Genomic DNA, 16455 nt, shown 5'->3' on the forward strand with positions numbered 1-16455 from the left:
TTTGAAAATGAGAGAAGAAAACATGATTCTCAAGGGAGTGCCCTTTATCGCACAGCCTGTTACAAGAAGGTTCTGAGACAGGATTGAGAGATAGGAGAAATCCTATAATTGAGGTGGCACCGCGAATTTCGTCCTCACGCAAGTTATTTTGCGTGGGGATTTTTTGTAGAATAAACACGGGATTTAAGAAGAACTGAAAGGGAAATTACAATGGAACGAATCATTCATGGAGATGTTTTATCACCAATTTTGGCTTATATGCGCTTAAAGGGACAACACAAGGTCATACTTGAAAGTATCCCAAGAGAAAAGGAAAATGCTCGATTTTCTATCTTAGCCTATAATCCAGTTTTTGAAATTAAGTTTGAGAATGGAGTTCTTTATCAAAATGGTCAAGTGATTGATCGTGATCCCTTGGATTTCCTCTATGAGGTGACTCATAAGAGCCAGCACCATTCAGACCTACCTTTTGGTGGTGGAGCCATCGGCTTTGTTGGCTATGATATGATTTCTCTCTATGAAGAAATTGGCCAGCTTCCGGAGGATACGATTGGGACACCAGATATGCATTTCTTCGTATATGAGAGTTACATAGTTTTTGACCACAAGAAAGAAAAGATTCATATCATCGAGGATACTCTCTACAGTAATCGTAGCAATGATGAGCTAGAAGTTGCTTTAGATCAGGTTTTAGAGGAGTTGAAAATCCCTGCTCCAAATGAATTTGAAGATTTGGACCTTTCTCCACTTCAGTTTAGACCACATATTGCACCTCAGAAATTTGAAGAAATGGTAGAAACAGCGCGCGACTTGATTCGCAATGGAGATATGTTCCAATGCGTGCTCAGTCAGCGTTTCTCAGCAGAAGTAACTGGAAATCCTTTTGACTTTTACAGAAATCTCCGAGTGACCAATCCATCAAATTATCTCTACTTTTATGATTTTGGAAATTACCAAATTATCGGTGCCAGTCCAGAGAGCTTGGTTTCCGTCAAAAATGGCATTGTGACAACCAATCCAATTGCAGGTACGCGACCTAGAGGAGCTAATGACGAGGAAGATGTAGCACTTGCAAGTGATCTACTTTCTGATGAAAAGGAAACGGCAGAACACCGAATGTTGGTGGACTTGGGACGAAATGATATCGGTAGAATTGCTGAAACATCCAGTGTCCAAGTAACCAAGTATATGGAAGTGGAACTTTTCCGTTATGTCATGCATTTGACCAGCGTGGTTAAAGGACATTTATTACCAGAATTAACTGCCATGGATGCCTTGAAGGCGACACTTCCGGCAGGAACAGTATCGGGGGCACCAAAGATTCGGGCCATGAAACGCATCTATGAACTAGAAACAGAGAAGCGAGGCGTATACGCAGGAGCTATCGGTTACTTATCAGCAACTGGAGATATGGATTTTGCCATTGCTATTCGAACCATGATTCTTAAAAATAAAATAGCCTACGTACAGGCTGGTGCAGGAATTGTTTATGATTCCATCGCTCAGAACGAATACCAAGAAACAATTAACAAGGCTAAATCTATGACAAGAATGGGAGAACTAAGACCATGATCTTATTGATTGACAATTATGATTCATTTACCTATAACCTGGCTCAATACATTGGGAATTTCGCAGAAGTTCAGGTTTTGAGAAATGATGACCCACATCTTTATGAACATGCTGAAAAGGCAGATGGATTAGTTTTCTCTCCTGGCCCAGGTTGGCCAGCTGATGCTGGGAAGATGGAAGAAATGATTCGTGATTTTGCAGGCAAGAAACCGATTCTAGGGATTTGTTTGGGGCACCAGGCCATCGCAGAAGTCTTTGGTGGCAAGTTGGGCTTGGCTCCAAAAGTCATGCATGGCAAGCAGAGTCAGATTCGATTTGAGACTCCTTCCGTTCTCTATCAAGGAATCGAGGACAATCGTCCAGTCATGCGTTACCACAGTATTTTAATTGAAGAGATGCCAGAAGAGTTTGAAGTGACAGCTCGTTCGACAGATGACCAAGCTATTATGGGGATTCAACACAAAACTCTTCCGATTTATGGTTTGCAGTATCATCCAGAAAGTATTGGAACACCAGATGGCCTATCTTCTATTCAGAATTTTATCGAGAAAGTTGTAAAGTGAGGAAGACAAAATGAAAGAAATTATTGAAAAATTAGCCAACTTTGAAGATTTATCAAGTGTTGAAATGACAGATGTGATCGAACGCATCGTGACAGGGCGAGTGACAGAAGCACAAATCGCTTCACTTCTTTTAGCCCTCAAGATGAAGGGAGAAACACCTGAAGAAAGAACAGCCCTCGCTCAAGTCATGAGAGGACATGCTCAACACATTCCAACCAACATTCAAGATGCTATGGATAACTGCGGTACAGGTGGAGATAAGTCATTTAGCTTCAACATTTCTACAACTGCAGCCTTTGTCTTGGCAGGTGGTGGCATCCACATGGCCAAACATGGAAATCGTTCTATCTCTTCTAAATCTGGTTCAGCAGATGTCTTGCAAGCTTTGGGAATCAATATTGACCTTAAACCATCACAATTGGGTAAGGTATTTGACCAAACAGGAATCGTCTTTCTCTTTGCTAAAAACATGCACCCAGCCATGAAATACATTATGCCAGCTCGTTTGGAGTTGGGAATTCCAACCATCATGAATTTGACAGGTCCACTCATTCACCCAATGGTCTTGGAAACACAGCTTCTAGGAATTAGTCGTCCAGAACTTCTAGAAAGTACAGCTCAGGTTTTGAAAAACATGGGTCGCAAACGTGCTATCGTAGTAGCTGGTCCAGAAGGATTGGATGAAGCTGGTTTGAATGGTACTACCAGCATTGCCCTTCTTGAAAATGGTGAAATCACTTTGTCAACCTTTACTCCAGAAGATTTGGGAATGGAACGCATTGCCATTGAGGACATTCGTGGCGGAAATGCTCATGAGAATGCAGCCATCCTTGTCAGCGTTCTTAATAATGAACCAAGTCCATTCTTGGAAACAACCGTTTTAAATGCTGGTCTAGGATTCTACGCCAATGGTAAAGCAGACAGTATCAAGGACGGAGTTGAAATGGCACGCCAAGTGATTGCTAGTGGTAAGGCCCTTGAAAAACTCAGACTATTACAGGAGTATCAAAGATGAGTCAGGAATTTTTGTCACGTATCTTAGAGCAGAAGGCGCGTGAAGTTGAAAAGATGGAACGAGAGGAACTTCAGCCCTTGCGTGAAAGCTATCGCTTTGCTGAATATTTGAAAAACCATCAAGAACGTCTGCAAATTATTGCAGAGGTCAAGAAGGCGAGTCCAAGTATGGGTGATATCAATCTGGATGTGGATATAGTTCAACAGGCCCAGACTTACGAGGCTAACGGCGCTGTTATGATTTCTGTTCTGACAGACGAAGTTTTCTTCAAGGGGCATTTGGATTATCTTCGTGAGATTTCCAACCAAGTACAGATTCCGACGCTGAACAAGGACTTTATCATCGATGAAAAGCAAATCATCCGAGCTCGCAATTCAGGTGCGACAGTTATCTTGCTCATCGTAGCGGCTTTATCAGAAGAACGCCTCAAGGAACTGTATGACTATGCGACAGAGCTTGGTTTAGAAGTGTTGGTGGAAACTCATAATCTGGCTGAACTAGAAGCTGCTCACCGCCTTGGCGCTCAAATTATCGGTGTGAATAATCGTAATTTGACTACCTTTGAAGTTGACTTGCAGACTAGTGTAGACTTGGCCAAACACTTCAAGGACGATTGCTTGTACATTTCTGAATCTGCTATTTTTACAGAAGCAGATGCGAAACGAGTTGCACCCTACTTTAACGGAATTTTGGTAGGAAGAGCTCTCATGCAGGCAGAAAATGTAGCCCAGAGAATCAAGGAGTTGCAGATTGACAAAGGTTAAGATTTGTGGACTATCGACTAAAGGAGCGGTAGAAACAGCTGTGTCAGCTGGAGCAGACTACATCGGTTTTGTCTTCGCTCCTAGCAAAAGACAGGTGACCTTGGAACAAGCAGCAGAGCTAGCTAAGATTATTCCTACATATGTAAAAAAGGTTGGCGTATTTATTTCACCCAGTCGGTCAGAATTACTAGATGCGATTGAAAAGGTTGGTTTGGACTTGGTGCAGGTTCATGGTCAGGTGGCGGATGATTTGTTTGAGGATTTGCCTTGTGCCAGCATTCAGGCTGTGCAGGTGGATGGAGATGGTCACGTGCCCAATTCTCAGGCAGATTATCTCCTCTTTGATGCACCTGTGGCAGGAAGTGGCCGGACCTTTGACTGGTGGCAACTGGATACGACAGATCTAGCCCAGCCTTTCTTCATTGCAGGTGGGCTTAATGAGGATAATGTAGAAGAAGCTATTCAACACTTTACCCCCTTTGCAGTAGATGTTTCAAGTGGGGTAGAAACAGACGGACAAAAAGATCATGAAAAGATTAGAAGATTTATAGAGAGGGTAAAACATGGCATATCAAGAACCAAATAAAGAAGGATTTTACGGAAAATTCGGTGGACGTTTTGTTCCAGAAACATTGATGACAGCAGTATTGGAGTTGGAAGAAGCTTATCGTGAAAGTCAGGCAGATCCAAGTTTCCAAGAAGAGTTAAACCAACTTTTGCGCCAGTATGTAGGACGTGAAACACCTCTTTACTACGCAAAAAACTTGACCCAGCATATTGGTGGAGCCAAGATTTACCTCAAACGTGAAGACCTCAATCATACAGGTGCACATAAGATTAACAACGCCTTGGGACAAGTTCTTCTCGCTAAACGCATGGGCAAAAAGAAAATTATCGCTGAAACTGGTGCCGGTCAGCACGGTGTAGCAACTGCAACTGCTGCAGCCCTTTTCAACATGGAATGTACTATCTATATGGGTGAGGAAGATGTTAAACGCCAAGCCCTCAATGTCTTCCGAATGGAACTTTTGGGAGCCAAGGTGGAAGCTGTAACAGATGGTTCGCGCGTGCTCAAAGACGCGGTCAATGCAGCCCTTCGTTCATGGGTAGCCAACATCGATGATACCCACTATATCCTTGGTTCTGCCTTGGGGCCTCATCCTTTTCCAGAAATTGTGCGTGATTTCCAAAGTGTCATCGGTCGAGAGGCTAAACAACAGTACCGTGACTTGACAGGTCAAGATTTGCCAGATGCCCTAGTAGCTTGTGTTGGTGGAGGTTCTAATGCTATCGGTCTCTTCCATCCATTTGTGGAAGATGAATCTGTAGCTATGTATGGAGCTGAAGCGGCAGGACTTGGTGTGGATACAGAGCATCACGCAGCTACCTTGACCAAGGGTCGTCCAGGTGTTCTCCACGGTTCGCTCATGGATGTGCTCCAAGATGCCCATGGACAAATCTTAGAAGCCTTCTCTATCTCAGCAGGTTTGGACTACCCAGGTATCGGTCCAGAACATTCTCATTACCACGATATCAAGCGTGCGACCTATGTTCCTGTGACAGATGAGGAAGCCTTGGAAGGATTCCAACTCTTGTCTCGTGTGGAAGGGATTATCCCAGCTTTGGAGTCTAGTCACGCTATCGCCTTTGCGGTGAAATTAGCCAAAGAACTTGGTCCAGACAAGTCTATGATTGTCTGTCTATCAGGTCGCGGGGACAAGGATGTAGTTCAAGTCAAAGACCGTTTGGAAGCAGACGCAGCAAAGAAGGGAGAAGCTCATGCCTAAGACACTAACAGAAAAACTGAACGCTATCAAAGCAACTGGAAAGGGAATTTTTGTCCCCTATATTATGGCTGGAGACCATGAAAAAGGTTTGTCTGGTCTCGGTGATACAATTCACTTTTTAGAAGATTTGGGTGTTTCTGCCATTGAAGTGGGAGTTCCTTTCTCGGATCCGGTTGCAGATGGTCCTGTTATCGAAGAAGCAGGCTTGCGCAGTCTAGCTCGCGGAACCTCTACCCAGGCTCTAGTTGAAACCTTGAAAACCATTGAAACAGAAACCCCGCTTGTCATCATGACCTACTTTAACCCCCTCTTTCAGTACGGTGTGGAGAAATTGGTTAAAAATCTTGCTGATACAGCAGTCAAGGGCTTGATTATCCCAGACCTCCCTCATGAACATGCCAACTTTGTAGAGCCATATTTGGCGGATACAGACATTGCTTTAATTCCACTTGTCAGCTTGACGACAGGAATTGACCGTCAAAAGGAACTCATTGAAGGGGCAGAAGGATTTGTCTATGCCGTTGCTATCAATGGGGTAACAGGAAAATCAGGGAATTACCGAGATGATTTGGATAAGCACTTGGATCAACTTCATCAAGTGGCTGACATTCCAGTCTTGACAGGATTTGGTGTATCCACACAAGCTGATGTAGAACGCTTCAATGCTGTATCAGACGGTGTTATCGTTGGTTCCAAAATTGTTAAAGCTCTACATGAAGGTCAAGTGGCAGAAATTGCTGACTTTATCCGAGAAGCAGTAGCTTACCAAAAATAATCACACAAGTAGCAAGCAAGAGGAAGGGCACAAAAGGAAGTCTTTCCTTTTGCTTTAGTAGGAGAAAAGCTAGTATGCCGGTTGTGGAAGCAAATTGAATGAGAATCAGTATTTCGGTAAGACTAAAAACAAGGGCGCAAGAAGCCAGAAAGAGAAAATCACCTGCTCCTATACGGATATCGATAATATGAGCAATGATTCCAAGAATCAAGAAGAAAGCCATGATTAGATTCCAACTAGAGCAAGCCATTAGAAGCAGATGAAAGAAAATCCATACCAGTAAAGGATACTCCTGATGGCGAAAGTCGTAGATGCCCAAGGTCAGACCAGCGCTGATTAGGATGATTTGCCCCAAAGTTAGAAAATCCCAAGAAAAAGCTAAAAAGAGCAGTCCCGAGCACAACTCAAAGAGGGCATACCAGAAAGGATATCGTACCTTGCAATAGCGACAGCGAAAGCGATTGAATATCTGGGACACAATCGGAATCAAATCTAGTGGTCTCAAGCGAGTCTGACAAGAATCACAGTGACTAGCAGGAAAAACGATGGATTTCTCAGGGAAGCGATCGATGACTAAACCTAGAAAGGAAGCAAGAATCGTTCCAACAAGAAAAAAATAAAGATGAATCATACTTATTTATTCGGAAAAAATAAGAGAAAGAGTATAATAGTTGGATAAAGGAGAAATTTTAGGAGCAAATATGAAAATTCACTTTGAAAAAGGACTTCAGTTAGAAAATGCCCAACTCATTTGTCGCTGGTCTAATGCTTTGGGAGAAAGTTTCCAGAAGCAATGGATGGGTCCCAAAATTTCTTACCCCTTGATTGCCCAATCCTTGCAAAAGATGGAAGGGATTTTTTCCATTTTTGTTGGAGAAGAGTTTGTAGGCATCATCCAGAAAATCAAACTAGAAGATAAAAATCTTCATATTGGAAGATTTCTCATAGCTCCACAGAAGCAGGGAAAAGGAGTAGGTAGGAAAGCTTTCCAAGGCTTCGTTCAAGAAATGTTTGAAAATGAAGAAATAGAAAGTATTTCCCTAACGGTTTTTGAGTCAAATCAAAGAGCCAAAAATCTCTACCACAAAGAGGGATTTGAAATTGTTCAAACCATTGAAGTTCCAGAGCGAAAACAGATGATGAAAAAATCTAGATAAGAACTAAATTATACTAGAAACTGTCCCCTTACAATTTTTAATTCTCAAACTTGTTGCAGAGAAATTTTCTTGATAAAATAGATACATGACTAGATATAAAGCTATAATTTCTTATGATGGCTACGCTTTTGCCGGTTTTCAGCGGCAACCTCATGCGCGTAGTGTTCAGGAGGAAATTGAAAAAACTTTAACAAAATTAAATAACGGACAAGCTATTACCATTCATGGTGCTGGGCGAACGGACAGTGGCGTTCATGCTTTAGGACAGGTCATCCACTTTGATCTTCCCTATCAGATGGATGAGGAAAAACTTCGTTTTGCTCTTGATACCCAAAGTCCTGAAGATATCGATGTGATTTCGATTGAGATTGTGGCCGATGATTTTCATTGCCGTTATGCCAAGCACAGCAAGACCTACGAGTTTATCGTAGATAGAGGGCGTCCCAAAAATCCAATGCGTCGTCATTATGCGACTCACTATCCTTATCCACTCGATGTGGAGCGGATGCAGCTTGCTGTAAAAAAACTAGAGGGAACGCATGATTTTACTGGTTTTACAGCATCAGGGACTAGTGTGGAAGACAAGGTAAGAACGATCACGGAAGCTAGTCTTAGGGTTGATGAAACAGGGCAGTTTTTGACCTTTACCTTCTCAGGCAATGGTTTCCTCTATAAACAGATTCGAAATATGGTCGGAACCCTGCTTAAAATTGGTAACAACCGGATGTCGATTGAACAGATTGACCTCATCTTGGAGAAAAAAGATAGACAGTTGGCAGGTCCAACTGCAGCGCCTAATGGTTTGTATTTGAAGGAGATTCGTTATGAAGAATAATCGTATTTTAGCACTTTCAGGAAATGATATTTTTAGTGGTGGTGGATTAGCAGCTGACCTTGCCACCTATACCTTGAATGGTTTGCATGGATTTGTAGCCATGACCTGCTTGACTGCTTTGACAGAAAATGGTTTTGAAGTCTTTCCAACTGATGAAACTATTTTCCAACAACAGTTGGATAGCCTCAAGAGTGTAGACTTTGGAGGGATTAAGATTGGTCTCTTGCCGACAGTCGGTGTTGCTGAGAAAGCCTTGAATTTTATCAAGGAACGTGAAGGAGTTCCAGTAGTCTTGGACCCTGTATTGGTTTGTAAGGAAACGCACGACGTTGCAGTCAGTGAGCTCTGTCAAGAGTTGATTCGCTTTTTCCCTTATGTATCAGTGATTACTCCGAATCTTCCTGAGGCAGAGTTGCTTGCAGACCAAAAGATTGAAACCTTAGAAGATATGAAGGCTGTAGCCAAAAAACTACATGACTTGGGTGCGCCATCAGTGATTATCAAGGGTGGAAATCGCCTCAGTCAGGATAAGGCTGTGGATGTCTTTTATGACGGAGAAAATTACACAATTCTTGAAAATCCAGTCATCCAAGGACAAAATGCTGGTGCTGGATGTACCTTTGCATCAAGTATTGCCAGCCAGTTAGTCAAGGGAGAGGAACTCTTACCAGCAATTGAAAGTTCCAAAGCCTTTGTTTACCGAGCTATTGCCCAAGCAGATCAATATGGAGTGAGACAATATGAAGCAAACCAAAACAACTAAAATCGCCCTAGTATCCATCTTAGCAGCCAGTTCGGTCGTATTGGGGTATTTTATAAAAATCCCGACCCCAACCGGAATTTTTACACTTTTGGACGTTGGAGTCTTCTTCACAGCTTTTTACTTTGGTAGTCATGAAGGAGCCATTGTCGGAGGTTTAGCAGGATTTCTCATTGACCTTATTTCAGGTTATCCTCAGTGGATGTTTTTTAGCTTACTTAATCATGGTTTCCAAGGCTATTTCGCAGGTGTTAAAGGGAAATGGCAATGGCTAGGATTAGTCTTTGCGACTATTTTCATGGTAGCTGGCTATGCTCTAGCATCGGCTTGGATGAATGGTTGGGGAGCAGCCATACCAGAAATCATCCCAAATCTCTTGCAAAATATCGTTGGAATGACTTTAGGATTTCTTCTTTGTCATAGTGTAAAGAGATTCAGATAATCGTGAAAAAGGGAATCCTCTGCAGGAACTATTGAAAAAACTCTGATTATTTGCTAAAATGAAAGCTATGAAAACACTCTATGATGTGCAACAATTTCTCAAACAGTTTGGCATTATTGTCTATATGGGGAAACGTCTCTATGATATTGAGCTAATGAAGATTGAACTATCTCGAATTTATGATGCTGGCTTGATGGACAAGCTGGATTATTTAGAAGCGGAAGCTGTTCTTCGTAGAGAGCACAAACTAGAATTAGACTATTTAGAAAAAAATGGAGATTAAGTATTATGGTAACTTGGGTATTATGGGGACTTGTCGTAGCGATGTTGGCATGGATGGGATACAACTATCTTCGCATTCGTCGAGCAGCGAAAATCGTAGACAATGCAGAGTTTGAGTCTTTGATTCGTATAGGTCAGTTGATTGACTTGCGTGATCCAGCTGACTTCCACAGAAAACATATCCTCGGAGCTCGTAATATCCCTTCAAATCAATTGAAGACAAGTCTCGCAGCGCTTCGCAAGGATAAGCCTGTTCTTCTCTATGAAAATCAACGTGCGCAACGTGTCACAAATGCAGCGCTTTTCTTGAAAAAACAAGGTTTCTCAGAAATCTATATCCTTTCTTACGGATTGGATTCTTGGACAGGAAAGGTGAAATCTAATTAACAATGTGAAAAAAAACTTGTCACATATGTTTAATATAGATACCGATTTTTTATGGTATAATAATTTATATAAATTTTAAGGAGTTTTTATTATGCAAGAAAAGAAAAAAGCATCGCTTGTTTTAGGTATCCTATCTATCGTCCTTGGTTTGTTATCTCCAATCGTCGGTCTGATTTTGGGTATCATTGGATTAGTATTGGGGAATTCACACCAAAATCAATCTGGACTAAATTATAAAACAGAAAAAATTCTCAATATCGTAGGGATTGTTATTTCAGTCCTTAACTGGATTGCAGGAGTCATTTTGATGATGCACTAATCAGGATTCTAACAAAAAAAGCTTTATTTTTAAAGCTTTTTTGTTTTACCCATTTTTCGTTAAGTGGTTTTTAATCATTTCTAATTTTTTGATTAGGGATAGTCACAGAGTGGAAATACATGTTATCTAATAGATATAGCCAACACCTATGGTATAATGATTGCGTAATAAATTTAAGGTTTTTTTTGAAAATGCAAGAAAAGAAAAAAGCTTCACTTGTTTTGAGTATCCTATCTATCATATTTGCCTTCGGATTTCCAGTGTTCAGTATTATTTTTGGTGTTTTTGGTTTGGTCTTGACTAATTCATATCAAAAAGAGTCTGGACTATAAGACAGAAAAAATTCTCTCTATTTTAGGGATTGTTCTCTCTGTACTTTTCTGTATTCTAGTTATCTCGCAACTTTCGGGAATTCATTAAAACAAAAAAGCTTTATTTTTAAAGCTTTTTTTGTTTTGTCATCTTTTCTCTAAGTAGTTTTTAATGATTTTCAATTCCTCTTGATTCAAGTGTCGATATTGACCTTCTGCTAGCTCTGAATCTAATGTAAAGTCCCCGAACTGAACTCGTTTGAGGGCGGTGACCTTGACACCGACTGAGAGGAACATTTTCTTGACCTGATGAAATTTTCCTTCAGAGATGGTGATGGTGGCTCGGCTGAGGCTAGGACTTGAAGATAGAATCTCAAGCAGAGCAGGTTTACAAATAGTTCCATCAAGAAAGACAATCCCGTTTTTGAATTGCTGGATGTGATTTGGTGTGAGCAAGCCGTTCACCTCAACTTGGTAAGTTTTATCCACATGATACTGAGGGTGGAGGAGTTGAAAACCTAGAGGGCCATTATCTGTTAGGAGGAGTAGCCCTGTCGTATCTCTATCCAATCGACCAATTGCGTATAGCTGATTCGACTGGAGATGTTGAGGAAGTAGATCCATAACTGTTGGGAGCTTCTTGTCTTTGCTTGCTGTCACGACACCATTTGGTTTGTGAAGCATGAGGTAAGTATGTTCATATCCTTGGATTTTTCTATCTTTGAAAATCAACTCTTGCAACCCTGTATCAACATTCTGTGCAAGGGAAGTAGCAGGGAGTCCATCAACTAAGATTTCTTTTTTGAGAAGAGCTTGTTTCATTGTTTTTCGACTAATTTTTTCTTGGGCTAATAATTTATCTAAACGCATACCAGCCTATCTTATCACAAGTCGATATTTTTGAAAAGAAAAGAGAAGAAATGAATTTTCCTTTGAAAACATTTACACTTACTTGAGTTATGCCATTTGCTTAAAATTGTGGTATAATCGTTCAGTTAGAAAATAAATTTGAAATAAATAGAGGAAATCATGACAAAATTAAGAGAAGATATCCGTAATATCGCGATTATCGCCCACGTCGACCACGGGAAAACAACCCTCGTTGACGAATTGTTGAAACAATCTGAAACTCTTGACGCACGTACAGAATTGGCTGAGCGTGCAATGGACTCAAACGATATCGAGAAAGAGCGTGGAATCACCATCCTTGCTAAAAATACAGCCGTTGCTTACAACGGAACTCGTATTAACATCATGGACACACCAGGACACGCGGACTTCGGTGGAGAAGTTGAGCGTATCATGAAAATGGTTGACGGTGTTGTTTTGGTCGTAGATGCTTACGAAGGAACTATGCCACAGACTCGTTTCGTATTGAAAAAAGCCTTGGAACAAGACCTTGTGCCGATCGTTGTAGTTAATAAAATCGATAAGCCATCAGCTCGTCCAGCAGAAGTAGTAGATGAAGTCTTGGAACTCTTCATCGAGCTTGGTGCGGATGATGACCAACTTGACTTCCCAGTCGTTTATGCGTCAGCGATCAACGGAACTTCTTCATTGTCAGATGATCCAGCAGATCAAGAAAAGACTATGGCGCCAATCTTTGACACCATTATTGACCACATCCCAGCTCCAGTTGATAACTCAGATGAGCCACTTCAATTCCAAGTGTCACTTCTTGACTACAATGACTTCGTAGGTCGTATCGGTATTGGACGTATCTTCCGTGGTAGTGTCAAGGTTGGGGACCAAGTTACCCTTTCTAAATTAGACGGAACAACGAAGAACTTCCGGGTTACAAAACTCTTTGGTTTCTTTGGTTTGGAACGTCGTGAAATTCAAGAAGCTAAAGCTGGTGACTTGATTGCCGTATCAGGTATGGAAGATATCTTCGTTGGTGAAACCATCACTCCTACGGACGCAGTTGAAGCTCTTCCAGTTCTTCACATCGATGAACCAACACTTCAAATGACCTTCTTGGTTAACAACTCACCATTTGCTGGTCGCGAGGGTAAATGGGTTACTTCACGTAAGGTTGAAGAGCGTCTTCAAGCAGAATTGCAAACAGACGTTTCTCTTCGTGTAGACCCAACGGACTCACCAGATAAATGGACCGTTTCAGGACGTGGGGAATTGCACTTGTCAATCCTTATCGAGACTATGCGTCGTGAAGGATATGAGCTTCAAGTTTCTCGTCCAGAAGTTATCATCAAAGAAATCGATGGTGTTAAATGCGAGCCGTTTGAACGCGTGCAAATCGATACACCAGAAGAATACCAAGGATCTGTTATCCAAAGCCTTTCTGAACGTAAGGGTGAAATGTTGGATATGATCTCAACTGGTAACGGTCAAACTCGTTTGGTCTTCCTAGTTCCTGCGCGTGGTTTGATTGGATACTCAACTGAGTTCTTGTCAATGACTCGTGGTTACGGGATCATGAACCATACCTTTGACCAATACTTGCCATTGATTCCAGGTGAAATTGGCGGACGTCACCGTGGTGCCCTCGTTTCTATCGATACTGGTAAGGCAACAACATACTCAATCATGTCTATCGAAGAACGTGGAACAATCTTTGTCAACCCAGGTACTGAGGTTTATGAAGGAATGATTATCGGTGAAAACTCTCGTGAAAATGACTTGACTGTTAACATCACGAAAGCGAAACAAATGACCAACGTTCGTTCAGCTACTAAAGACCAAACTGCGGTTATCAAGACTCCTCGTATCTTGACGCTTGAAGAATCACTCGAGTTCTTGAACGATGATGAATACATGGAAGTAACACCTGAATCAATCCGTTTGCGTAAACAAATCCTCAACAAGGCAGAACGCGAAAAAGCAAATAAAAAGAAAAAATCAGCTGAATAAGAGCTAGAAAGAGCAGAAAATGGTCTATTTAATCATAGGGATTTTATTACTCTTACTTTATATCTTTGCGACTCCCCAAAGTATCAAGGGAACCGTCAATGTTGTTACTCTGGTTTTTGGACTAGTTGCCCTCTTGATCTTGTTGATGCTGTCGGCTCTACAAATCTTCCAACTTCCAGCAGAAATTTTTATTACATTGGGGATGCTAGCTCTTACCTACTTTAGTTTGAGAGATATCAGTCTCATGTCTATTCGAAAGAAGCGAGAAAATTAAATCTATTAATAACAAAAAAACTTCTATTAGCAACTGAGTTGCCGATAGAAGTTTTTATTTGTTACTGTTATTGTCAGAATAACGGTTGTAGAAATCTACTTTTATCTGGATAAAGTGTTCTAATTCACGGAAGAGTTGCAAGAGAGTCGCCCGTGTTTCAAACTCTTCTCTTGTTTTAGGGAGGCTTCGATTGCGAAATACCTGTAGGTAGCTCTCGATATCATTCAATAAATCGTAGGCTGAATTAGTTTGACTCAGTTGACTAGCTGTCTTTGAAAAGAGCTGTGCGACAATAAGGCTCTCACTTGCGGCTAGTTGGCAAGTATTAATCTGTTGTGCCATATTTCTCAAGATACGAGTTTGCCTTTGTCGCATCTCAAAGTAGTGAATATGATAATCTGTCTGATGAAAGAGATGGTCAGAGTGGTCGAGGTAAACCAGCTTAAGCGCCTCCTCGAGCAGCTGGTCAAGTTCATTTACGAGTTGTGCTTGATTACGACCGTCTCCTCTTTTTAGATAGTAAGCTAGGCGTAGAAGGACATTTCTGAGTTTATCTTCAACAAGAATATGATAGCGTTGGATTTCTTTTTCACGCGAAGACATATAGAGATTGACCAGCAGTGCAAAGCCAGTACCGATTAGAAATAGTAGTAGTTCGTTCACTAAAAGTTCTGGTGAGGTTGATTGCTGGATTAAGAGATGGCTGACCAAGACGCTACTAGGGGTAATCCCAATTTCCCAACCTAGTTTATAGGCCAGGGGAACATAGATTGCTAAGTACAGTCCAAAACTCCATATGTGATATCCAGTCAGTTGGAATGCTATGACACCAACCAGTAGTGCAAGGAGAGTTGAGAAAAGGCGATTTCGAGCTAGTTTGATAGTGCTTCTTCGAGTGTTTGAAAGGCTCAAAATAGCAATGATACCAGCTGATACAGCAGATGATAAATCAAAAAAGTAGGCTAGCAAACAAGCGAAACAGGTTGCTAGGACTAATTTCAAAGTACGTTGTGTGATAGACATAAAACACTTTCCTAATGAATAATCGTTACACTATTAATTATAAAAGGAATTTGAAATAGGTCAAGATTTCTGACTTGCATATTCTGCGACTGCGGTAAAGAGGACATCTGTCGAAGAGTTGAGGGCAGTTTCGCAAGAGTCTTGGACAACACCAATGACAAATCCGACGGCAACAACTTGCATGGCAATATCGTTGCTAATACCAAAAAGACTGCAGGCAACAGGGATGAGTAGAAGAGAACCGCCAGCAATTCCAGATGCTCCGCAGGCAGAGATAGCTGCGACAATACTGAGCACAAAAGCAGTTGCAAAATCAACTGAAATTCCTAAAGTATTAACAGCGGCTAAGGTCAAAACGTTAATGGTAACTGCCGCACCAGCCATATTAATGGTTGAACCTAGTGGAATAGAAACTGTATAAGTATCTGGATTAAGACCAAGATCTTCACAGAGTTTCATATTAACAGGGATATTCGCAGCAGAGCTACGAGTGAAGAATGCTGTAACACCGCTGACACGTAGACATTTCAACACTAGTGGATAGGGATTTCTCTTCATGAATAGAAAGGCAATCAGTGGATTGATGACTAGAGCCACTATAAACATAGTTGCAATTAAAAGTCCCAGTAAAATACCATAGTTTGTTAGGCTAGCAATTCCCTGATCCGAAATAGTTTGAAAGACTAATCCGAGGATACCAAAAGGTGCTAAATTAATAATCCAGCCAACAATCTTAGAAACAACATCCGACATGGTTTTCAAAAGATCTTTGCTGTGACTACTAGCCTCTCTCATAGCAATTCCAAAGACAATAGCCCAAGATAGGATACCGATGTAATTAGCTTGGATGATAGCGTTTAGAGGATTGTCAACCAATTTTAATAGAAGATTGCTCAGAACCTGCCCAATACCGTCTGGTGAAGTCACTTCAGTTGTTGTGGCAGTTGTTAAGCTAATCTGAATAGGAAAGAGAAAGCTCATGAAAACTGCTACAAGGGCGGCAGCAAAAGTTCCGAGTAAATAGAGTAAAATAACTGTTCTTATATTTGTAGTCTTTCCTTTTTGGTGCTGAGACAGGGCGTTAGCTACAAGGAAAAAGACTAGAATGGGTGCGATGGCTTTAAGGCCACCAACAAAAAGATTGCCTAGGAGTCCGATTCCTGAAAATTGAGGAAAAAGTATTCCAAATAAAGCTCCAAGAAGCATTCCAATCAGGATACGTTTGATAAGGCTTGTCTTGTTCCAGGCACGAATAATTCTTCTCATACAGATTCTCCTTCTTGAGTAATAGTTACGATTATAGTATAAATATACTTCA

The 16455-nt window shown here is 41.2% G+C and carries 20 protein-coding genes, 1 pseudogene and 1 other annotated feature (1 of these 22 running past the window's edge); of the genes and pseudogenes, 17 read left to right on the forward strand and 4 right to left on the reverse strand.

Going from position 1 to position 16455, the window contains the following annotated elements; translation table 11 throughout:
* Positions 1-139: a binding site (T-box leader), on the forward strand (it extends 93 nt beyond the left edge of the window).
* Positions 140-210: 71 nt separating this feature from the next.
* The 7 genes from trpE to trpA are packed head-to-tail and all read left to right on the forward strand — an operon-like array spanning position 211 to position 6476.
* The gene (trpE, locus tag TZ94_RS06460; protein ID WP_045615264.1) at positions 211-1572 is read left to right on the forward strand and encodes an anthranilate synthase component I; all 1362 of its coding nucleotides are present in this window, start codon (positions 211-213) and stop codon (positions 1570-1572) included.
* Entirely contained in the window at positions 1569-2135 is a 567-nt protein-coding gene (locus TZ94_RS06465; protein ID WP_045615265.1) for an aminodeoxychorismate/anthranilate synthase component II, read from the forward strand. The genes trpE and TZ94_RS06465 overlap by 4 nt, the downstream gene beginning before the upstream one ends.
* Before the next feature lie 10 nt (positions 2136-2145).
* Complete coding sequence (trpD, locus tag TZ94_RS06470) at positions 2146-3150, forward strand: anthranilate phosphoribosyltransferase (RefSeq protein WP_045615267.1); 1005 nt, start codon at positions 2146-2148, stop codon at positions 3148-3150.
* Positions 3147-3914: an indole-3-glycerol phosphate synthase TrpC gene (gene trpC / locus TZ94_RS06475; RefSeq protein WP_045615269.1), complete on the forward strand. Its 768-nt coding sequence runs from the start codon at positions 3147-3149 to the stop codon at positions 3912-3914. The genes trpD and trpC overlap by 4 nt, the downstream gene beginning before the upstream one ends.
* The gene (locus TZ94_RS06480; RefSeq protein WP_045615271.1) at positions 3901-4500 is read left to right on the forward strand and encodes a phosphoribosylanthranilate isomerase; all 600 of its coding nucleotides are present in this window, start codon (positions 3901-3903) and stop codon (positions 4498-4500) included. Before trpC ends, TZ94_RS06480 begins: the two co-directional genes overlap by 14 nt.
* On the forward strand, positions 4478-5701 hold the full coding sequence (trpB, locus tag TZ94_RS06485) for a tryptophan synthase subunit beta (RefSeq protein WP_006149843.1): 1224 nt from the start codon (positions 4478-4480) through the stop codon (positions 5699-5701). The genes TZ94_RS06480 and trpB overlap by 23 nt, the downstream gene beginning before the upstream one ends.
* Positions 5694-6476, forward strand: coding sequence for a tryptophan synthase subunit alpha (trpA, locus tag TZ94_RS06490; RefSeq protein WP_045615272.1), 783 nt, complete (start codon positions 5694-5696; stop codon positions 6474-6476). The genes trpB and trpA overlap by 8 nt, the downstream gene beginning before the upstream one ends.
* On the opposite strand, the gene TZ94_RS06495 is transcribed toward trpA, so the two are convergent.
* Complete coding sequence (locus tag TZ94_RS06495; RefSeq protein ID WP_045615274.1) at positions 6445-7107, reverse strand: prepilin peptidase; 663 nt, start codon at positions 7105-7107, stop codon at positions 6445-6447. The genes trpA and TZ94_RS06495 overlap by 32 nt on opposite strands.
* A 70-nt stretch (positions 7108-7177) precedes the next feature.
* Between TZ94_RS06495 and TZ94_RS06500 the strand changes: the two genes are divergently transcribed.
* From TZ94_RS06500 to TZ94_RS10030, 8 genes and pseudogenes are all read left to right on the forward strand, one after another.
* Positions 7178-7633, forward strand: a complete 456-nt coding sequence (locus TZ94_RS06500) for a GNAT family N-acetyltransferase (RefSeq protein WP_045615562.1) — start codon at positions 7178-7180, stop codon at positions 7631-7633.
* Positions 7634-7718: 85 nt separating this feature from the next.
* Positions 7719-8468, forward strand: coding sequence for a tRNA pseudouridine(38-40) synthase TruA (gene truA, locus TZ94_RS06505; protein WP_045615276.1), 750 nt, complete (start codon positions 7719-7721; stop codon positions 8466-8468).
* Positions 8458-9231, forward strand: coding sequence for a bifunctional hydroxymethylpyrimidine kinase/phosphomethylpyrimidine kinase (locus tag TZ94_RS06510; protein ID WP_045615278.1), 774 nt, complete (start codon positions 8458-8460; stop codon positions 9229-9231). The genes truA and TZ94_RS06510 overlap by 11 nt, the downstream gene beginning before the upstream one ends.
* On the forward strand, positions 9209-9670 hold the full coding sequence (locus TZ94_RS06515) for an ECF transporter S component (protein ID WP_045615280.1): 462 nt from the start codon (positions 9209-9211) through the stop codon (positions 9668-9670). Before TZ94_RS06510 ends, TZ94_RS06515 begins: the two co-directional genes overlap by 23 nt.
* A 58-nt stretch (positions 9671-9728) precedes the next feature.
* Complete coding sequence (locus TZ94_RS06520) at positions 9729-9953, forward strand: YqgQ family protein (RefSeq protein ID WP_000646475.1); 225 nt, start codon at positions 9729-9731, stop codon at positions 9951-9953.
* 5 nt (positions 9954-9958) lie between these two features.
* Positions 9959-10339, forward strand: a complete 381-nt coding sequence (locus TZ94_RS06525; RefSeq protein WP_045615282.1) for a rhodanese-like domain-containing protein — start codon at positions 9959-9961, stop codon at positions 10337-10339.
* Between the two features lie 91 nt (positions 10340-10430).
* Positions 10431-10658 carry a hypothetical protein gene (locus tag TZ94_RS06530; RefSeq protein ID WP_006149827.1) on the forward strand — a complete coding sequence of 76 codons (228 nt, stop codon included), beginning with the start codon at positions 10431-10433 and terminating at the stop codon, positions 10656-10658.
* 191 nt (positions 10659-10849) lie between these two features.
* Positions 10850-11078 (forward strand): annotated as a pseudogene (locus TZ94_RS10030) (hypothetical protein).
* Positions 11079-11116: 38 nt separating this feature from the next.
* Here TZ94_RS10030 and TZ94_RS06540 read toward each other — a convergent pair.
* Positions 11117-11839, reverse strand: a complete 723-nt coding sequence (locus TZ94_RS06540) for a pseudouridine synthase (protein ID WP_045615284.1) — start codon at positions 11837-11839, stop codon at positions 11117-11119.
* Positions 11840-11998: 159 nt separating this feature from the next.
* Between TZ94_RS06540 and typA the strand changes: the two genes are divergently transcribed.
* Both typA and TZ94_RS06550 read left to right on the forward strand, forming a co-directional pair.
* Positions 11999-13840, forward strand: a complete 1842-nt coding sequence (gene typA, locus TZ94_RS06545) for a translational GTPase TypA (protein ID WP_016465495.1) — start codon at positions 11999-12001, stop codon at positions 13838-13840.
* Positions 13841-13859: 19 nt separating this feature from the next.
* Positions 13860-14114: a DUF3165 family protein gene (locus tag TZ94_RS06550; protein ID WP_045615287.1), complete on the forward strand. Its 255-nt coding sequence runs from the start codon at positions 13860-13862 to the stop codon at positions 14112-14114.
* Between the two features lie 54 nt (positions 14115-14168).
* Here TZ94_RS06550 and TZ94_RS06555 read toward each other — a convergent pair whose 3' ends face one another.
* Positions 14169-15137 (reverse strand): aromatic acid exporter family protein, encoded by a 969-nt coding sequence (locus TZ94_RS06555; protein ID WP_045615289.1) that lies wholly within the window; start codon positions 15135-15137, stop codon positions 14169-14171.
* 60 nt (positions 15138-15197) lie between these two features.
* The gene (sstT, locus tag TZ94_RS06560; RefSeq protein WP_045615291.1) at positions 15198-16403 is read right to left on the reverse strand and encodes a serine/threonine transporter SstT; all 1206 of its coding nucleotides are present in this window, start codon (positions 16401-16403) and stop codon (positions 15198-15200) included.
* Positions 16404-16455: the final 52 nt, after the last annotated feature.

Source organism: Streptococcus infantis (genome assembly GCF_000960085.1).
GTDB classification, from domain to species: Bacteria; Bacillota; Bacilli; order Lactobacillales; family Streptococcaceae; genus Streptococcus; species Streptococcus infantis_C.

Coding starts and splice junctions, on each gene's coding strand:
- TZ94_RS06525 (WP_045615282.1), top strand. CDS start 9,959: ATGGTAACTTGGGTATTATGGGGACTTGTCGTAGCGATGTTGGCATGG.
- sstT (WP_045615291.1), bottom strand. CDS start 16,403: ATGAGAAGAATTATTCGTGCCTGGAACAAGACAAGCCTTATCAAACGT.
- TZ94_RS06555 (WP_045615289.1), bottom strand. CDS start 15,137: ATGTCTATCACACAACGTACTTTGAAATTAGTCCTAGCAACCTGTTTC.
- trpA (WP_045615272.1), top strand. CDS start 5,694: ATGCCTAAGACACTAACAGAAAAACTGAACGCTATCAAAGCAACTGGA.
- trpE (WP_045615264.1), top strand. CDS start 211: ATGGAACGAATCATTCATGGAGATGTTTTATCACCAATTTTGGCTTAT.
- TZ94_RS06515 (WP_045615280.1), top strand. CDS start 9,209: ATGAAGCAAACCAAAACAACTAAAATCGCCCTAGTATCCATCTTAGCA.
- trpB (WP_006149843.1), top strand. CDS start 4,478: ATGGCATATCAAGAACCAAATAAAGAAGGATTTTACGGAAAATTCGGT.
- TZ94_RS06520 (WP_000646475.1), top strand. CDS start 9,729: ATGAAAGCTATGAAAACACTCTATGATGTGCAACAATTTCTCAAACAG.
- TZ94_RS06510 (WP_045615278.1), top strand. CDS start 8,458: ATGAAGAATAATCGTATTTTAGCACTTTCAGGAAATGATATTTTTAGT.
- trpD (WP_045615267.1), top strand. CDS start 2,146: ATGAAAGAAATTATTGAAAAATTAGCCAACTTTGAAGATTTATCAAGT.
- truA (WP_045615276.1), top strand. CDS start 7,719: ATGACTAGATATAAAGCTATAATTTCTTATGATGGCTACGCTTTTGCC.
- typA (WP_016465495.1), top strand. CDS start 11,999: ATGACAAAATTAAGAGAAGATATCCGTAATATCGCGATTATCGCCCAC.
- TZ94_RS06495 (WP_045615274.1), bottom strand. CDS start 7,107: ATGATTCATCTTTATTTTTTTCTTGTTGGAACGATTCTTGCTTCCTTT.
- TZ94_RS06500 (WP_045615562.1), top strand. CDS start 7,178: ATGAAAATTCACTTTGAAAAAGGACTTCAGTTAGAAAATGCCCAACTC.
- TZ94_RS06550 (WP_045615287.1), top strand. CDS start 13,860: ATGGTCTATTTAATCATAGGGATTTTATTACTCTTACTTTATATCTTT.
- TZ94_RS06540 (WP_045615284.1), bottom strand. CDS start 11,839: ATGCGTTTAGATAAATTATTAGCCCAAGAAAAAATTAGTCGAAAAACA.
- TZ94_RS06530 (WP_006149827.1), top strand. CDS start 10,431: ATGCAAGAAAAGAAAAAAGCATCGCTTGTTTTAGGTATCCTATCTATC.
- TZ94_RS06465 (WP_045615265.1), top strand. CDS start 1,569: ATGATCTTATTGATTGACAATTATGATTCATTTACCTATAACCTGGCT.
- trpC (WP_045615269.1), top strand. CDS start 3,147: ATGAGTCAGGAATTTTTGTCACGTATCTTAGAGCAGAAGGCGCGTGAA.